Origin of the sequence: Streptomyces sp. JH14 (assembly GCF_029428675.1) — a bacterium.
Lineage (GTDB): Bacteria > Actinomycetota > Actinomycetes > Streptomycetales > Streptomycetaceae > Streptomyces.
This window is the reverse complement of sequence record NZ_JAJNEL010000001.1, coordinates 2,540,779-2,557,219: the sequence shown is the minus strand read 5'-3', so window position 1 is coordinate 2,557,219 and position 16,441 is coordinate 2,540,779. Positions and strand designations below refer to the sequence as shown.

Here is a 16,441-nt window from a genome sequence, read left to right as displayed (position 1 = left end):
GCGCCGGACCCGCTGAGCATCGAGTACTGAAAGGACGCCATGCGCGCCCAGTTCGTCCTGTCGGAGATCGGCGTCGGTCTCCGTCGCAATCTCACGATGACCTTCGCCGTCGTCGTCTCCGTCGCCCTCTCGCTCGCCCTGTTCGGCGGCGCACTGCTGATGCGCGAGCAGGTCAGCACGATGAAGGACTACTGGTACGACAAGGTCAACGTCTCGATCTTCCTCTGCAGCAAGAACGACGCGGAGTCGGCGGCCAACTGCGCCAAGGGTGCCGTCACCGCCGAGCAGAAGAAGGAGATCGAGGCCGATCTCGGGAAGATGGAGGCCGTCGAGAAGGTCACCTACGAGTCGGCAGACCAGGCGTACAAGCACTACCAGGAGCAGTTCGGCGACTCTCCTATGGCCGGCAACATCACGCCGGACCAGATGCAGGAGTCGTTCCGCGTCAAGCTGCACGACCCGAAGAAGTACAAGGTCGTCGCCACCGCCTTCGCGGGCCGTGCCGGGGTGCAGTCCGTCCAGGACCAGAGATCCATCCTGGACAACCTCTTCGGGCTGATGAACGGCATGAATGTGGCCGCGCTCTTCGTGATGGCGCTGATGCTGGTCATTGCGCTGATGCTGATCGTGAACACCGTCCGCGTCTCGGCGTTCAGCCGCCGCCGCGAGACAGGCATCATGCGGCTGGTCGGCGCATCCGGGTTCTACATCCAGATGCCGTTCATCATGGAGGCCGCGTTCGCCGGGCTCATCGGCGGCGTGCTCGCCTGCGTCATGCTGCTGGCCGGGCGGTACTTCCTGATCGACGGCGGTCTGGCCCTCCAGTCGAAGCTGAATCTGATCGACTTCATCGGCTGGGACGCGGTCTTCACCAAGCTGCCGCTGGTCCTTGCGATCGGGCTGCTGATGCCTGCCGTGGCTGCGCTCTTCGCGCTCCGCAAGTACCTGAAGGTGTGACAAGCGCCCCGTAGGGCGCATGGCCAACCGGCCGTGCGTCCTCGGGGCGTTGTCCTAGACTCAGCGCCATGTCGGGCCCCGTACACCGTTCCGGGCCCCGCGGCCTCGGCCGCGGGGCGGCTCTGACATTGGTCTTCGCGAGCGTCCTGGCCACCGCGGCGGCCACCGGATCGCTGCCGCAGGGGGGCGGGGCCGGCGGCGCCTCGCTCAAGACCCGTGCCGTCGCCTCCACCGCCGACCGCGACGCGGTCGCCCACGCCGCCGCCGAGGCGGTGGCCGACGGCAAGTCCGGTACGGAGGCGGCCGAGGAGGTCGTCAGCCGCAGCGGGGACCGCTGGGGCGCGGTGTACGACGAGCGGGAGTACGAGGAGTTCGAGCAGGCCCTCGACGGCTCGTACACGGGCGTCGGACTGGCCGCGAAGCGCTCCGACGACGGACTGGTCGCGGTGGCCCGGGTCCAGCCGGGCGGCCCCGCCGACCGGGCCGGTATCCGACGGGGTGACCTGCTCCGCACGGTCGACGGCCACCGGGTGGACCGGCGTCCCGTCGCCGAGGTCGTCGCCCTGCTGCGCGGGGACCGTACGGACGCTGCCGCGGGCACCACCGTCGCCCTGGGAGTCCAGCGCGGCGCCACCGGCGCGACGAGGAAGCTGACGCTGACCCGCGCGCGGCTCACCACCGAGGCCGTCACCGTCCAGCGGATCGGACCGGACCGTTCCGATTCCTCCGCAGCTGTACTGATCAAGGTGGACTCGTTCACCAAGGGCGCGGGCGCCAGGATTCGCGATGCGGTGCGGACCGCCCCCGCGGGCGCCGGGGTGCTGCTCGATCTCCGCGGCAATCCCGGCGGTCTCGTCACCGAGGCCGTGATCGCCGCCTCGGCGTTCCTCGACGGCGGGCTGGTCGCCACGTACGACGTGCACGGCGAGCAGCGCGCCCTCTACGCCGAGCCGGGCGGCGACACCGAACGTCCCCTCGTCGTCCTCGTCGACGGCGGCACCATGAGCGCGGCCGAGCTGCTCACCGGCGCGCTCCAGGACCGGGGCCGCGCCGTCACCGTCGGCTCGCGGACCTTCGGCAAGGGCTCCGTGCAGATGCCCAGCAAGCTCGCGGGCGGTTCGGTCGCCGAGCTGACCGTCGGCCACTACCGCACCCCGGCGGGCCGCAGCGTCGACGGTCACGGCATCACGCCGGACCTCACGGTCAGCTCCGGCACCCTGCAGCGGGGCGAAACAGTATTGAGTGGCCTCGGGGGTGGGTCGTAGTGCGAAAATGGCCGCACTATGGCTAAGGAAAAGGACACAGGGCGCAAGCTCATCGCGCAGAACAAGAAGGCGCGGCACGACTACCACATCCTCGACACCTACGAGTGCGGCCTCGTGCTCATGGGCACCGAGGTCAAGTCGCTGCGGCTGGGCCGGGCCTCGCTCGTGGACGGCTTCGTACAGATCGACGGGCACGAGGCGTGGCTGCACAACATCCATGTCCCGGAGTACGTGCAGGGGACCTGGACCAACCACTCAGCCAAGCGCAAGCGCAAGCTGCTGATGCACCGGGCCGAGATCGACAAGCTGGAGTCGAAGTCGCAGGAGACCGGGCACACGATCGTGCCGCTCGCGCTGTACTTCAAGGACGGCCGGGTCAAGGTCGAGATCGCGCTCGCCAAGGGCAAGAAGGAGTACGACAAGAGGCAGACGCTGCGGGAGAAGCAGGACCTGCGGGAGACGAACCGCGCCATCTCGGCGGCCCGGCGGCGTCAGCGGAGCGCCTGAGCGCGCTCCGCCGGGAATGGGCTGGCACCGTCGTGCGTTGGTCACGTACGATGGCACTGCACCTCACAGCGGGTGCGCCTTTGAAAAAACAACATGGGGATGATCGGTTTCGACAGCGGATGTCGAAGCAGGGGAAGCGTGTCGAGGAAGCGGCAATGATCTCGTAAACCATATGTCGCAACCAATAATCGCCAACACCAAGCGCGATTCCTTCGCCCTCGCTGCCTAAGTAGCGACTTGCGAAGTGTCAGCCCGGGGGTGATCCCGACCCGGATCCTGGCATCATCAAGGGATCTAAACTTCTAGACCCGGTCACGGGGCCTGGAAGGAAATCAAACAGTGGCTGAGCCCGTCGGAGACTTGTTCGCGTGATCTCCGGGGCTGAGAAAAGCGCAGCGAACTGCACACGGAGAAGCCCTGATTCTGCACCGTTGGACGCGGGTTCGATTCCCGCCATCTCCACAATTCCCATGTGAACGAGGACCCCGTTGCCCACCGGCAGCGGGGTCCTCGTTCGTGTCCGGGCCTCCCGCCCCGGGGTCATGACCGGCGGATCCCGGCCGCCGCGACGGCCAGGGCGAGGCCCGCCGCGCACACCGGGACGACGTACCCCGTCACCGGCCCCGCGTGCTCCACCATCCAGCCGCCCGTCGCCGACCCGGCTGCTATCCCGCCCAGCAACGCGGTGACCGAGAGCGTCATGCCCTCGTTCAACTGACCATCGGGCGTCAGTCGTTGGACCAGCGTCATCCCGGTGACCATCGTCGGCGCGGTCGCCGCGCCCGCGAGGAGCAGGCTGCCGGCCAGCGCGAGCAGCGAGTCGGCCGAGGAGGCGGCGAGCAGTGGCAGGGACATCAGCACCGTCATTCCCGCCAGGCAGCACAGCAGCCGGCGCCGGACGTCCGCGGCCGGGCGCAGCGATCCGTACGCGAGTCCCGCCACGCACGAGCCGGCCGCCTGGAGCGCCAGGATCGCGCCCCCCGCGTGCGCGATCGTGACGACCTCCATGGCACCGAAGACCGCCCCGGTGGCGAGGAAGACGGCGAGGAGCGCGGGCATGCCGGGGGTGCGCAGCGGGGAGCCCGCCCGGGTGCGGGGCGCCACCGGGGGTTCCGTGGCGCGCTGGGCGGCGAAGATCAGCACGCCGGTCATCAGCAGGATCGCGCCGGTCAGCGTCCCGGCCTCCGGGAAGAACGCCGCGCACAGGAACGCGGCGAGGGCGGGGCCGAGCATGAAGCACAGCTCGTCCGCGGCCTGTTCGAAGGAGTTCGCGGTGTGCAGGGCGGCCGGGTCGCCGCGGTGCAGATGGGCCCAGCGGGCGCGGGACATGCCGCCGGTGTTGGGGGTGGTGGCGGTCGCGGCGTAGGAGGCGAAGAGCGTCCAGGCCGGAGCGTCGTAGTGCACGCAGAGCAGCAGCGCGAGCGAGCCGAGCACGGCGATCGCGGTGGCGGGCACGGCGATCCTGGCCTGGCCGTACCGGTCGACGAGCCGGGCCGTCCAGGGCGCGACCAGGGCGGTCGCGGCGAGTCCGGTCGCGGTGACCGCCCCGGCCAGGGCGTACGAGCCGCGCGACCCGGCGATCATGACGACGGCGCTGACGCTGAACATGCCCATCGGCAGCCGGGCGATGAGGTTGCCCGCCGTGAAGGCGCGGGCACCGGGGGTGGCGAGCAGCCGGCGGTACGGGTTGGTGGAGGCGCGGCGTGCGGGGGCGCCGGTGCGCGGGGCGATCACCAGCATGTCTCCGCAGACGCCGTGCAGAGGAGTGGTGGGAGTGTCGTACGGCATGGTCCAACCCTCGCGGTGGCCGGCCCGCACGGTCCAACACCTGATCCGCACCCATTCACGCACCTGTGTTGTAAATTCGGGCCCGTGACCTCCTCCGATATCGATCCGCGGCTCTTGCGCGCCTTCGTCGCCGTCGCCGAGGAGCTGCACTTCACCCGTGCCGCCGCCCGGCTCTACCTCGCCCAGCAGGCGCTCAGCCGCGACATCCGCCGGCTGGAGCGCGAGCTCGGTGCGGAGCTGTTCGTACGGAGCACCCGCCAGGTCTCCCTCACCCCCGACGGGGAACGGCTGCTGCCGCACGCCCGCCGGGTGATCGCCGCCCATGACGACCTGCGTGCCGCCTGGGCGGTGCAGACGCGCCCGCTGCTGGTCGACATCAGCGCCCCGGTCGGTACGGGCCACCGGCTGCTCGGGCTGGCCCGGAGCGAGGCGCCGGGGATGGAGTTCGTGGCGCGCTTTCTGAGCGGGCTGACGGGGGCGGCGGCGGAGATCCTGGCGGGGCGGCTCGACGTCTCGTTCGGCCGGGTCGCGGGACTCGATCCGGCGGTGCGGGCGGGGCTGGCGCACCAGCCGGTGTGTTTCGAGCGGCTGACCGTGCTGCTGCGTGACGATCATCGGCTGGCGTCGCTCGACCGGGTGCCGATGGCGGAACTGGCGGGGGAGCGGCTGTACGCGGCGGCGGGCAATCCGGCCACGGCGGAGTGGACCGATCTCGCGGAGCGGCTGTTCGCGGGGCGGGGGATCGAACTGGTGGCGCCCTTCCCGGAGATCGTGGGAGAGGAGGAGTTCGTCCGGGTGGTGCGGAAGCAGGGCTGGTCGGTGCTGGCGAGCACCGAGTTCATCGCCGTGCCGGGGATGGTCGTACGGCCATTGGTCGACCCCGTACCGCTGTCACCGGTGTCGCTGGTGTGGCGGAAGGGGCTGAAGCATCCGGGGGTGGATGTGCTGCGGCGGGTCGCGGCGGGAGTGACGGCGGCGGAGCGAGGGCTCGAGCTGCCGCCCGGCAGCTGGCTTCCCGAGGGTGATCTGGAGCTGATGTCCCAGGTGTGAGGGCGCGATCGGACGGTCGTCATGGGTGCCTGGGAGTCGAACGCAATGGGAACATCTGTCCAAGGCGAGTGACGTGTTGGCTGATAATTGACCAACGTTCGCTCAACTTCAGGGTGGATAGGGGTGGATTATGCAGGAAGATGCTGATCTGCTGTCCGGCGACGGGGTGTTCGAAACTGGTGTATCTCCCCTGTGGCGCCTCGCTCGTTAGTGAGCTTTTTCGCCACCGTCGTGCGCTACATTCATCCTCCGGGTGCACTGTGCCGGGGGGCGCACGGACAGGGTGGGGGCTCGGTCCGTCGACAGGGAACTGGTCGAACGCGTGCACCCATTTTCTGAGTGGGGGATATGCCTACACCTGTGGAACATTGGCGTGAAGGTGCCCGAACCGGGCATACACACGAGCCGAACGATGTCACCGTCCAGCTCGACGGTCTCGGACGTCAGCTTTCCGAACTACCCGTACAGCCGGGAGTTCCCGAAGGCTCCGACGGTCCCGTCTTCGTCGACGAGAGCGGCCGGCGCAGCAAGACGTTCCGGCGTCTGGGCTGGATCCTGGCCGCCGTCTGCGCCGGCTACGCGGTGACGCTGGTCGTCGCCGTCCTCGGAGGAAATTCCAGCGCGCCCTGGCTGCCGCTCTCCGGCCAGGAGCAGCACAAGAAGGCGAACGAGATCCAGGCGCCGTCGCCGACCCCGTCGGGCAGCACGGACGCCGTCGTGCCGCCCGGCGCGACACCGGGCGCCACGCAGTCCGGCCAGGTGGCCGGCGGCGGCGGCCCGACGCCGTCGGGCAGCGCCGGTTCCGCGAAGGCGTCCACGCCCGCCGCGAACCCCTCGGCGTCCACCGCCGTCGTACCGCCCAAGGGCAGCGCGAGCACCGGCAGCGGCACGAAGCCCGACGCGGGAACCCCGGACCCCGATCCGCCCGCCGCCACCCCGACGCCGTCCGTCGATCCCGGTCCCACCGAGACACCGACACCGCCCGTCGAGACCCCGGATCCTCCGGTGCAAGAGCAAGAAGGCGCCCACTAAATGACAACGCCCGCCGTGCGGGGCAGGCGCAACCGGCAGAAGCAGACTCGCCGGCGCAGGCTTCCCATGCGCTATCTGCTGCCGTCCGTGTTTCTCGTCGCCCTGCTCGCCATGCTGATGCTGCGCGGTTATGTGCACAGCGAAATCCTCGCCGACCACCGGGTCCGGCCCCCGGCGCCCACCGATCAGGTACCCGACGCGATTCTCGACGGCGGTCCGGTCATCGACGCCCGCAGCGCCACCGGGCCCGCCAAGTCGCTGCGCATACCGGACCACCGGATCGTGCTGACCTTCGACGACGGGCCCGACCCGGTGTGGACCCCGCGGGTCCTGGACGCGCTGAAGAAGTACCACGCGCACGGCGTCTTCTTCGTCACCGGAACCATGGCCTCGCGCTACCCCGACCTCGTGCGGCGCATGGTCGAGGAAGGGCACGAGGTCGGGCTGCACACGTTCGACCACCCCGACCTCTCGTACCAGTCGCATGCCCGTATCGACTGGGAGCTGTCCCAGAACCAGCTGGCGCTGGCGGGCGCGGCCGGCATCCGGACGTCCCTGTTCCGGCCCCCGTACTCGTCGTTCGCCGACGCCATGGACGACAAGTCCTGGCCGGTCACCCAGTACATCGGCAGCCGCGGCTACCTCACCGTCGTCAACAACACCGACAGCGAGGACTGGAAGCGCCCCGGTGTCCCCGCGATCATCGAACAGGCCACCCCCAAGGGCGGCAAGGGCGCTGTCATCCTGATGCACGACTCCGGCGGCAACCGGTCCCAGACCGTGGCCGCGCTGGGCGAGTTCCTGCCCCGGATGCAGCAGCGGGGCTACACGTTCACCGACCTCACCACCGCCCTCGGCGCCCCCAGCGCGCACACCCCGGTGACCGGCTTCGCGCTGTGGAAGGGCAAGGCGTTCGTCTTCGCCGTCGACCTGTCGGAGAACCTCACCGACGTGCTGGTGGCCGGGCTCGCCGTCGTCGGCGTGCTCGTCCTTGTCCGCTTCGCGCTGATGCTGCTGCTCTCGTTCCTGCACGCCCGGAAGGTCCGCAGGAGGGAGTTCAGCTGGGGGTCCGCGTTCACCCGGCCGGTCTCGGTGCTCGTGCCCGCGTACAACGAACGCGAATGCATCGCCAACACCGTGCGTTCCCTGGTGGCCAGCGACCATCCGATCGAGATCATCGTCATCGACGACGGCTCCACGGACGGCACGGCGGACATCGTCGAGGCGATGCGGCTGCCGAACGTACGCGTTGTGCGCCAGCGCAACGCCGGAAAGCCCGCCGCCCTCAACAACGGCATCGCACACGCCCGTTACGACATCGTCGTGATGATGGACGGCGACACGGTCTTCGAACCGGCCACCGTCCGCGAACTGGTGCAGCCCTTCGCCGACCCGGGCGTCGGCGCCGTCGCCGGGAACGCCAAGGTCGGCAACCGCGACTCGCTGATCGGCTCCTGGCAGCACATCGAGTACGTGATGGGCTTCAACCTCGACCGCCGGATGTACGACCTGCTGCGCTGCATGCCCACCATCCCCGGCGCGGTCGGCGCCTTCCGCCGCGACGCGCTGGACGGGATCGGCGGCATGAGCGAGGACACCCTCGCGGAGGACACCGACGTCACCATGGCGCTGCACCGTGACGGCTGGCGTGTCGTCTACGCGGAGAACGCCCGCGCCTGGACCGAGGCCCCGGAGACCGTGCAGCAGCTGTGGTCGCAGCGCTACCGGTGGTCGTACGGCACCATGCAGGCGATCTGGAAGCACCGTCGCGCGGTCGTCGAACGCGGCCCGTCCGGCCGCTTCGGGCGCGTCGGACTGCCGTTCGTCTCCCTGTTCATGGTCGTCGCCCCGCTGCTCGCCCCCCTCATCGACGTCTTCCTGCTGTACGGACTGGTCTTCGGCCCCACCGCGAAGACCGTCGGCGCCTGGTTCGGCGTCCTCGCTGTGCAGGCCGTCTGTGCCGCGTACGCCTTCCGGCTCGACAAGGAACGCCTGACACACCTGCTCTCGCTGCCCCTCCAGCAGATCCTCTACCGGCAGCTCATGTACGTGGTGCTGCTCCAGTCCTGGATCACCGCGCTCACCGGCGGCCGGCTGCGCTGGCAGAAGCTGCGCCGTACGGGAGCGGTGGAGGCTCCCGGTTCGATGCCGAGCCAGCGGCTGCGCACCCAGGACCGGAGGCCGGTCGCATGACGGGCAACTACACCCCGGCGTTCCCCCCGCCCGGCGGGCGCAGGACCGTGCGGATCCCGGCGCAGCCCACCCCGGGGGCGCAGGCCACCACCGCGCCGCCCACCGCCGGCCGGCCGGGCCGCGACCGCTATCTCGATCTACTGCGGTCGATCGCCCTGGTCCGTGTCGTCGTCTACCACATCTTCGGCTGGGCCTGGCTGACCGTCCTGTTCCCCTCCATGGGCGTGATGTTCGCCCTGGCCGGCTCGCTGATGGCCCGCTCGCTGGCCCGGCCCGCCCTGGGCGTCATCCGCGGCCGGGTCCGCCGGCTGCTGCCCCCGATGTGGGTGCTCTCGCTCACCGTCCTGCCCGTGCTCTTCTGGATCGGCTGGAAGCCCGTGAAGGAGGAGGGGATCTGGTGGTTCATCAAGCTGGGCTGCTACATCCTGCCCGTCGGCGCCCCTCCGTACCCCGACACCAGCGGCTCGCCGGGCGGACTGCTCGAGCAGTCCTGGGCCGACCAGGCGGTGGGGCCGCTCTGGTACATCCGTGCGTACCTCTGGTTCGTGCTGGCCTCACCGCTGCTGCTGAAGGCGTTCCGCAAGCTGCCCTGGGCGACGATGCTCGCCCCGCTGGGGCTCACGGCCGTGTTCGGTACCGGTCTGGTGACGGTCCCCGGCGCGGCGGGGGACGGGCTCGTCGACTTCGCGGTGTTCGGCTCCTGCTGGATCCTCGGCTTCGCCCACCACGACGGAGTGCTGCGGCGGCTCCCGCGCCGCCTCGTGATCTCCTCGGCCGCGGTCCTCATGGCGTTCGGCCTGTGGTGGGCCTCAGGCCACCTCACCGAGGAGGGCTGGAACCTGGACGAGATCCCGCTCGCCCAGGCGGCCTGGTCGCTCGGTTTCTGCGTGATCCTCCTCCAGTACGCGCCGTCCTGGCAGCGGCTGCCCGGCAGACTGGCCCGCTGGGACAGCCTGGTCACCCTCGCGAACAACCGGGCGGTGACGATCTACCTCTGGCACAACCTGCTGATCATGGCGACGTCGCCGCTCATCGACGAGCTGTGGAACGTCCCCTGGGTCGGTGACCACCTCGGTACGTACATCGACTCGTCCTACGCGGTACTGATGCTGTTGATGGTCTGGCCGCTGCTGGCCCTGACGATCCTCGCGGTCGGCTGGGTCGAGGACATCGCGGCGAAGCGCTCCCCGCGGCTGTGGCCGGCCGGCGCGCCCGCGAGACGCAAGCACGCCCACTCCTCGCGGTGACCGGCCCTGCCCTCACCGGGCCGCCCCCGGCCCGGTGAGAGCAAGGTTGCCCACCGGTCACCTCACGGCACGGCATCGAAACGCGCGCTCCCTAGCGTCGGGGCGGACGACCCGACACCCGTGGAACGCAAACCGTGGAGGCGTGATGGCCGGCAGGTGGATCGAGCAGTGGGAGCCGGAGGACGAGATCTTCTGGCAGGAGAAGGGCGAGCGCATCGCCCGCCGCAATCTGTGGTTCTCGGTGCTCTGCGAGCACATCGGATTCTCCGTCTGGACCCTGTGGTCGGTGATGGTCCTGTTCATGGGACCGGAGTACGGCGTCGACCCGGCCGGGAAGTTCTTCCTCATCTCGACGGCGACCCTGGTCGGGGCCGTCGTCCGGGTCCCGTACACCTTCGCCGTGGCCAGGTTCGGCGGCCGCAACTGGACGGTGATCAGCGCGCTGTCCCTGCTGGTTCCGGCCGTCGCCGCATGCGTCGTGATGGAGCCCGGGACCTCGTACACCACCTTCCTCGTGGTGGCCGCGCTCGCCGGGATCGGCGGCGGGAACTTCGCCTCCTCGATGACGAACATCAACGCCTTCTTCCCGCTGCACAAGAAGGGCTGGGCCCTCGGACTCAACGCGGGCGGCGGCAACATCGGCGTACCCGTCGTCCAGCTCGTCGGACTGCTGGTGATCGGCACGGCGGGCGCCACCCATCCGCGGATCGTGCTCGCGGTGTACGTACCGCTGATCGTCGTGGCCGCCCTGTGCGCCGCGCACTTCATGGACAACCTGGCCCCCGTGCAGAACGACACCGGCGCGGCGAAGGACGCCGTACGCGACCCGCACACCTGGATCATGTCGGTGCTCTACATCGGTACCTTCGGCTCCTTCATCGGCTACAGCTTCGCCTTCGGTCTCGTCCTGCAGACCCAGTTCGGCCGGACCCCACTGCAGGCCGCCTCGCTCACCTTCATCGGCCCGCTGCTCGGCTCCCTGATCAGGCCCGCGGGAGGATGGCTCGCCGACCGGTACGGCGGCGCCCGGATCACCCTGTGGAACTTCGCCGCGATGGCAGCCGCGACCGGCGTCGTCGTGTACGCCTCCGGGACCGCCTCGCTCACCGTGTTCCTGGTCGGATTCATCGCCCTGTTCGTCCTGACCGGACTGGGCAACGGATCGACGTACAAGATGATCCCGGGCATCTTCCACGCCAAGGCGATCGCCCAGGGGCTGCGCGGCGAGGCGGCGGCGGCCTGCGGGCGGCGGCTGTCCGGGGCGGCCATGGGGCTCATCGGCGCCGTCGGCGCGGTCGGCGGTCTGGCCATCAACCTCGCGTTCCGGCAGTCCTTCCAGACCGCGGGCACGGGTACGGCGGCCTTCTGGTCCTTCCTCGCCTTCTACGGCGTGTGTTTCACGGTCACGTGGGCGGTATACCTTCGCCGCCCCGCCGCCGTTCCCGCGAAGCCGCAGCTCGGGTACGCGAAGGTGTGAGCGTGGGCGTCCGGCGTCGGGCGACGTAACGGATGGGAAATACGGGTGAACCCGGTCTGTCACGCGTTGTTGGCAGTCTCGGTCCTCGGCATTCATCGAGCAGCAGCGGGACGAGAGCCGGTAGACCATATGCGCCACGACGTACAGCACGGGCCCCTCGCGGGCTTCACGGTCGGTGTGACCGCCGCACGCCGTGCGGACGAACTCGGAACCCTGTTGCGGCGACGGGGCGCCACCGTCCTGCACGCGCCCGCCCTGCGGATCGTTCCGCTCGCCGACGACAGCGAACTCCTCGCCGCCACCGAGGAACTCATCGACACGGTTCCCGACGTGGTCGTCGCGACCACCGCGATCGGCTTCCGCGGCTGGATCGAGGCCGCCGACGGCTGGGGCATCGGTGACCGGCTGCTGGGCCGGCTGCGGACGGTCGAACTGCTGGCCCGCGGCCCGAAGGTGAAGGGTGCCGTCCGAGCGGCGGGGCTCACCGAGGCCTGGTCGCCCGACTCGGAGTCCATGGCCGAGGTCCTCCAACGGCTCCTCGACGAAGGCGTCGAGGGCCGCCGGATCGCCCTCCAGCTGCACGGCGAACCGCTGCCCGGCTTCGTCGAGTCGCTCCGGGCCGGCGGCGCCGATGTCGTCGTCGTACCCGTCTACCGCTGGATGGCGCCCGAGGACCCCGCGCCGCTGGACCGGCTGCTCGACATCACCGCCGCCCGCGGCCTGGACGCGCTCACCTTCACCAGCGCCCCGGCGGCCGTCTCCTTCCTGAACCGGGCCGACGAGCGCGGGCTGCTCCCGGAGATCCTGGGCGCGCTGCAGGGCGAGGTCGTCTCGGCCTGCGTCGGCCCGGTCACCGCACTGCCGCTGCAGGCCCGCGGCATCGACACCATCCAGCCGGAACGCTTCCGGCTCGGCCCGCTCGTCCAGCTGCTCTGCCGGGAACTTCCGGGCGGAGCCCGTACGCTGCCGGTCGCCGGCCACCGCGTCGAGATCCGCGGACACGCGGTCCTCGTCGACGACGAACTGCGCCCGGTGCCGCCCGCCGGCATGGCCCTGCTGCACAGCCTGGCCCGCCGGCCGGGCTGGGTCGTGGCCCGCGCCGATCTGCTGCGCGTGCTGCCCGGCAGCGGCACGGACCAGCACGCGGTGGAGACGGCCATGGCCCGGCTGCGGACGGCTCTGGGGGTGCCCCGGCTCATCCAGACGGTCGTCAAGCGCGGTTACCGGCTGGCGCTGGACCCGGCGGCGGACGCCAAGTACGCGGATTCCTGAGTGCGCCGCGGGCGGCGATCGCGCCGGGCTACCGTGAAGGGATGATCAATGACATCCACCGGCTCGACGCGGAGGTACGGCTGCGGCCCGTCGCCGCGGCCGACGCCGCCCCGCTCGCCGACGCCCTGACCCGCAGCCGTACCTACATGCAGCCGTGGGAGCCCGTGCGGCCCGACGCCTTCTACACCGAGCAGGGGCAGCGGGAGCGCCTGGCCGGGATGCTGGCGGACCGCGCGGCGGGGCGGGTGATGCCCTGGGTGATCACCGACGCCGAGGACCGTGCGATCGGCGCCTTCACGCTCTCCAACATCGTGTACGGGGCGTTCTGCAGCGCTGTGCTCGGCTACTGGGTCGATGTCGCGTACGCGGGGCGCGGTCTGGCCACCGCCGCCGTGCAGCAGATCTGCACCGTGGCCAGGGACGGGCTGCGGCTGCACCGGGTGGAGGCCGGGACGGTGCTCGACAACGCGGCGTCGCAGCGCGTCCTCGCCAAGTGCGGCTTCGAGGAGTTCGGTACGGCTCCGCGGTATCTGCACATCAACGGCGGGTGGCGGGACCACCGGCTGTTCCAGCGGATCCTGCACGACGGCCCGCCGGCCCACTGAGCCCGCAGGCCCCGCCCGGCCTTGTCCCGCCCTACGCCGCCTCCCGGACGTGCAGATGCCCGTCGAGCGGCCATGGCGGCCGGGCCGGGAGGATCTTTGCGAGCGGGTACCCCGTCTTCACGGCGACCCGGCAGGAGGCATCGTTGTTCACCTGGTGGATCAGTTCGAGGCGGCGCAGACCGTCCTCGGCGAAGGCCGTGAAAGCCCAGCCGGTGAGTGCTTCGACCGCCTGCGGGGCGATTCCGCGCCCGCGCGCCCACGCCGCCGTCCAGTAACCGACCTCGGCCGAACCGGAGCCGGGGGACGGGTACTTCAGCAGCACATTGCCGACCGGTTCGCCGCCGTGGTCCGTGTCGACGACGGCGAAGCTGATCCGGGTGCCGGACTCCCGGCCCTCGGCCTGCATGTGCAGCCAGTGTTCCGCGTCCGCCTTGTCCGTCACGAGGTGCCACAGCCGGTCGCGCATGGCCGGATCGCGGTAGGCCTCGATCAGCGCCGGCAGGTCGTCCTGGTGCCAGGGCCGCAGCAGCAAGGGTCCGGCGGTGAAGGCGAACGTTCGGAGATCTTCGCTCATGGCCTCACCGTACGCGGGGAGTTCGGCGGCGACCCGGGCTGCGGGAGGGGTTACGGGCAGGGGCCGCGACGGGCACTCTGGTGGTGGCTCCCACGGGCGATCCGAGGCGGTGACAGGCGCATGGCGGCGGGCAAGGGCTCCTACGACTGGCGGTTCGACTGCGGGCGGCTCTGCCTGGACCTGGTGGCGACGGGGAACGGCACCTCCGGCACCTGCGAACTGCTCGACGGGGCGGACCGGCTCGCCGGCTGGCTGGTGGCCGCCGGACTCGTACCGGAGGGCACCAGCCTCGACGCCGTCGACGACACCTGGCTGACGAGCTTCCGGCAGCTGCGGACCGGAGTCGACCGGCTGCTGACCGCGGAGCTCGACGGCCGCGGCGCCGACGGCGCGCTGGAGCGCGTCAACGAACTCGCCGCCGGGGCCACGCCGGGGGTGCAGGCCGTGCGTGCGAGGAACGGGCTGCTGGTACGGACGCTGAGCGCCGAGCCCGCGTGCGCCGCGCTGCTGGCCGCCGTGGCCCGCGACGCCGTGGAACTCCTGACCGACCCGGTGGCGCGGGCCGGGCTGCGCCGCTGCGAGGGTGACAACTGCAGCCGCCTCTACCTCGACACGTCACGCGGGCACCGGCGCCGCTGGTGCTCCAGCGAGGTGTGCGGGAACCGGGAGCGGGTGGCCCGGCACCGGCGCCGGGCGGCGGCGGTCGCGGTCCCGGCGGACCGGGTCACCTGAATTCCGGCCGGAAAAATCTTGGAACCGCATTGAATGGATCGCGCCACTCCTCCGTATTCGATGGCCAAGGAGCTCAACAGGGTCTCGACCGGGAGGTTCGGGTGCGCAAGGATGCGGCCGTGGCCGATGACCGTCCGCACAGGGCTCGACATCGCAGTGAACCGCCCCCGTCCCCCTCCGCCGTCCCCGACGAGGAGCTGATGCGGGCGCTCTACCGCGAACACGCCGGACCGCTGCTCGCGTACGTGCTCCGCCTCGTCGCCGGCGACCGTCAGCGTGCCGAGGACGTGGTGCAGGAAACGCTCATCCGTGCCTGGAAGAACGCCGGTCAGCTCAATCGGGCGACCGGCTCCGTCCGCCCCTGGCTGGTGACGGTCGCCCGGCGCATCGTCATCGACGGCCACCGCAGCCGGCAGGCCCGGCCGCACGAGGTCGATCCGTCGCCGCTGGAGGTCATTCCCGCGGAGGACGAGATTGACAAGGCGCTGTGGCTGATGACGCTCTCGGATGCGCTCGACGATTTGACCCCCGCCCATCGGGAAGCATTGGTCGAGACCTATTTCAAGGGACGTACGGTCAATGAGGCTGCCGAGGTGCTCGGTATACCCAGCGGCACGGTGCGGTCCCGGGTCTTCTACGCACTGCGCTCGATGAAGCTCGCACTCGAAGAGAGGGGGATCACGGCATGAGCGACCACGAGTGGGAGCCTTTCGGGCCCCGGCCGACCGGTCCCTCCAGCCCCACCGGCCCGAGCGGCCGCCCGGGTGTCCCCGGCGGATCCGGCGGTCCCGGCAGCTTCGACGCATTCGGCACCCCCCACGGCGGCCCAGCTGGCCACGGTCCCGGATCCGGTGGCACCGGGGAAGGGCCGGAACACGACGCGGCAGGCGCGTACGTCCTCGGCATCCTGGACGACACCGAGGCCTCGGCGTTCGAGGAGCATCTGGCCGGATGCGCGCTCTGCGCCGCCCATCTCGACGAGTTCGCCGGGATGGAACCCATGCTCGCGATGCTGGCCGAGGCCCCCGCCGCCGCACCCGGCGCCCGTCCCGTCCCGCACGTCCCCGTGCCGCCCGCCCCCCGGATGCTCGACCGGCTGGTCGACGAGGTCGCCGTCAAGCGGGCCCGGCGCAGACGGCGCGGCATGTATCTGGCGGCGGCGGCAGCGGCGCTGATCATCGGCGGTCCGGTCGTCGCGGTCACGGCCACCGGCGGCGACAGCGGCACGAACCAGGCGGCCGACCCGCACCCCACCAGCCCCGCCGAGGACGCGTTCTTCCACCACATGACGGAGAAGGTGCAGGCGACCGACCCCACCACCAAGGTCGCCGCCACCGTCGGCACGGAGAAGAAGGCGTGGGGCACGCATGCGGTGCTGGAGCTGTCGAACGTCAGGGGTCCGCAGAAGTGCAGCCTGATCGCCGTCTCCAAGAGCGGCCAGGAGGAGATCGTCACCTCCTGGTCCGTGCCCAAGTGGGGCTACGGCATCAAGGACTCCCCGCACGAGTCCGCGAAATATCCGCTCTACGTCCACGGCGGAGCGGCGATGGACCGCGCCGACATCGACCATTTCGAGGTGCGCACCTTCGACGGACAACGGCTGGTGGACATCGACGCGTAATCGCCCGGCCGGGGTCCGACGCGCAATCGAGACCTTCGACGTGCCACGTCGGTGCTCGTGGCAGGTGCGCGGCGGGCCCCCCTTCGCATAGGGTTGACGGCTGCCCAATGCACGTCAGAAG

At 70.7% G+C, this 16,441-nt stretch carries 15 protein-coding genes and 1 other RNA gene; 14 read left to right on the top strand and 2 right to left on the bottom strand.

Annotation, left to right across the window (positions count from 1 at the left end; genetic code table 11):
- The first annotated feature begins 39 nt into the window (after positions 1-39).
- The 4 genes from ftsX (at position 40) to ssrA (ending at position 3,194) form a co-directional block, all read left to right on the top strand.
- On the top strand, positions 40-957 hold the full coding sequence (gene ftsX / locus LRD69_RS11470) for a permease-like cell division protein FtsX (RefSeq protein WP_277326471.1): 918 nt from the start codon (positions 40-42) through the stop codon (positions 955-957).
- A gap of 68 nt (positions 958-1,025) precedes the next feature.
- Positions 1,026-2,222 (top strand): S41 family peptidase, encoded by a 1,197-nt coding sequence (locus LRD69_RS11465; protein ID WP_277326470.1) that lies wholly within the window; start codon positions 1,026-1,028, stop codon positions 2,220-2,222.
- A gap of 18 nt (positions 2,223-2,240) precedes the next feature.
- A complete protein-coding gene (gene smpB / locus LRD69_RS11460) occupies positions 2,241-2,729 on the top strand; it encodes an SsrA-binding protein SmpB (RefSeq protein ID WP_277326469.1) in 489 nt (162 codons plus the stop codon).
- Between the two features lie 95 nt (positions 2,730-2,824).
- Positions 2,825-3,194, top strand: a transfer-messenger RNA (tmRNA) gene (gene ssrA, locus LRD69_RS11455).
- Between the two features lie 75 nt (positions 3,195-3,269).
- On the opposite strand, the gene LRD69_RS11450 is transcribed toward ssrA, so the two are convergent.
- Positions 3,270-4,469 carry an MFS transporter gene (locus tag LRD69_RS11450; protein ID WP_277329693.1) on the bottom strand — a complete coding sequence of 400 codons (1,200 nt, stop codon included), beginning with the start codon at positions 4,467-4,469 and terminating at the stop codon, positions 3,270-3,272.
- Between the two features lie 132 nt (positions 4,470-4,601).
- Between LRD69_RS11450 and LRD69_RS11445 the strand changes: the two genes are divergently transcribed.
- From LRD69_RS11445 to LRD69_RS11415, 7 genes are all read left to right on the top strand, one after another.
- Positions 4,602-5,567, top strand: a complete 966-nt coding sequence (locus LRD69_RS11445; protein ID WP_277326468.1) for a LysR family transcriptional regulator — start codon at positions 4,602-4,604, stop codon at positions 5,565-5,567.
- Between the two features lie 360 nt (positions 5,568-5,927).
- On the top strand, positions 5,928-6,599 hold the full coding sequence (locus LRD69_RS11440) for a hypothetical protein (protein WP_277326467.1): 672 nt from the start codon (positions 5,928-5,930) through the stop codon (positions 6,597-6,599).
- Positions 6,600-8,792 carry a bifunctional polysaccharide deacetylase/glycosyltransferase family 2 protein gene (locus LRD69_RS11435; RefSeq protein ID WP_277326466.1) on the top strand — a complete coding sequence of 731 codons (2,193 nt, stop codon included), beginning with the start codon at positions 6,600-6,602 and terminating at the stop codon, positions 8,790-8,792. It begins immediately after the preceding gene.
- Positions 8,789-10,039 carry an acyltransferase gene (locus LRD69_RS11430; RefSeq protein WP_277326465.1) on the top strand — a complete coding sequence of 417 codons (1,251 nt, stop codon included), beginning with the start codon at positions 8,789-8,791 and terminating at the stop codon, positions 10,037-10,039. Before LRD69_RS11435 ends, LRD69_RS11430 begins: the two co-directional genes overlap by 4 nt.
- Positions 10,040-10,184: 145 nt before the next feature.
- Entirely contained in the window at positions 10,185-11,516 is a 1,332-nt protein-coding gene (locus LRD69_RS11425; RefSeq protein ID WP_277326464.1) for a nitrate/nitrite transporter, read from the top strand.
- A gap of 129 nt (positions 11,517-11,645) precedes the next feature.
- Entirely contained in the window at positions 11,646-12,788 is a 1,143-nt protein-coding gene (locus LRD69_RS11420) for a uroporphyrinogen-III synthase (protein WP_277326463.1), read from the top strand.
- A 41-nt stretch (positions 12,789-12,829) separates the two neighbouring features.
- A complete protein-coding gene (locus LRD69_RS11415) occupies positions 12,830-13,393 on the top strand; it encodes a GNAT family protein (protein WP_277326462.1) in 564 nt (187 codons plus the stop codon).
- 31 nt (positions 13,394-13,424) lie between these two features.
- Here LRD69_RS11415 and LRD69_RS11410 read toward each other — a convergent pair whose 3' ends face one another.
- A complete protein-coding gene (locus LRD69_RS11410; RefSeq protein ID WP_346771905.1) occupies positions 13,425-13,967 on the bottom strand; it encodes a GNAT family N-acetyltransferase in 543 nt (180 codons plus the stop codon).
- Between the two features lie 120 nt (positions 13,968-14,087).
- Between LRD69_RS11410 and LRD69_RS11405 the strand changes: the two genes are divergently transcribed.
- From LRD69_RS11405 to LRD69_RS11395, 3 genes are all read left to right on the top strand, one after another.
- Positions 14,088-14,699 carry a CGNR zinc finger domain-containing protein gene (locus tag LRD69_RS11405; RefSeq protein ID WP_277326461.1) on the top strand — a complete coding sequence of 204 codons (612 nt, stop codon included), beginning with the start codon at positions 14,088-14,090 and terminating at the stop codon, positions 14,697-14,699.
- A 101-nt stretch (positions 14,700-14,800) separates the two neighbouring features.
- Positions 14,801-15,388: a sigma-70 family RNA polymerase sigma factor gene (locus LRD69_RS11400; protein WP_093776749.1), complete on the top strand. Its 588-nt coding sequence runs from the start codon at positions 14,801-14,803 to the stop codon at positions 15,386-15,388.
- The gene (locus tag LRD69_RS11395; RefSeq protein WP_277326460.1) at positions 15,385-16,320 is read left to right on the top strand and encodes a zf-HC2 domain-containing protein; all 936 of its coding nucleotides are present in this window, start codon (positions 15,385-15,387) and stop codon (positions 16,318-16,320) included. Before LRD69_RS11400 ends, LRD69_RS11395 begins: the two co-directional genes overlap by 4 nt.
- The last annotated feature ends 121 nt before the right edge of the window (positions 16,321-16,441 follow it).

What these genes read in the sequence shown, in the direction of transcription:
- ftsX (WP_277326471.1), top strand. Translation starts at nt 40, where the DNA reads ATGCGCGCCCAGTTCGTCCTGTCGGAGATCGGCGTCGGTCTCCGTCGC.
- LRD69_RS11465 (WP_277326470.1), top strand. Translation starts at nt 1,026, where the DNA reads ATGTCGGGCCCCGTACACCGTTCCGGGCCCCGCGGCCTCGGCCGCGGG.
- smpB (WP_277326469.1), top strand. Translation starts at nt 2,241, where the DNA reads ATGGCTAAGGAAAAGGACACAGGGCGCAAGCTCATCGCGCAGAACAAG.
- LRD69_RS11450 (WP_277329693.1), bottom strand. Translation starts at nt 4,469, where the DNA reads ATGCTGGTGATCGCCCCGCGCACCGGCGCCCCCGCACGCCGCGCCTCC.
- LRD69_RS11435 (WP_277326466.1), top strand. Translation starts at nt 6,600, where the DNA reads ATGACAACGCCCGCCGTGCGGGGCAGGCGCAACCGGCAGAAGCAGACT.
- LRD69_RS11430 (WP_277326465.1), top strand. Translation starts at nt 8,789, where the DNA reads ATGACGGGCAACTACACCCCGGCGTTCCCCCCGCCCGGCGGGCGCAGG.
- LRD69_RS11425 (WP_277326464.1), top strand. Translation starts at nt 10,185, where the DNA reads ATGGCCGGCAGGTGGATCGAGCAGTGGGAGCCGGAGGACGAGATCTTC.
- LRD69_RS11420 (WP_277326463.1), top strand. Translation starts at nt 11,646, where the DNA reads ATGCGCCACGACGTACAGCACGGGCCCCTCGCGGGCTTCACGGTCGGT.
- LRD69_RS11415 (WP_277326462.1), top strand. Translation starts at nt 12,830, where the DNA reads ATGATCAATGACATCCACCGGCTCGACGCGGAGGTACGGCTGCGGCCC.
- LRD69_RS11410 (WP_346771905.1), bottom strand. Translation starts at nt 13,967, where the DNA reads ATGAGCGAAGATCTCCGAACGTTCGCCTTCACCGCCGGACCCTTGCTG.
- LRD69_RS11405 (WP_277326461.1), top strand. Translation starts at nt 14,088, where the DNA reads ATGGCGGCGGGCAAGGGCTCCTACGACTGGCGGTTCGACTGCGGGCGG.
- LRD69_RS11395 (WP_277326460.1), top strand. Translation starts at nt 15,385, where the DNA reads ATGAGCGACCACGAGTGGGAGCCTTTCGGGCCCCGGCCGACCGGTCCC.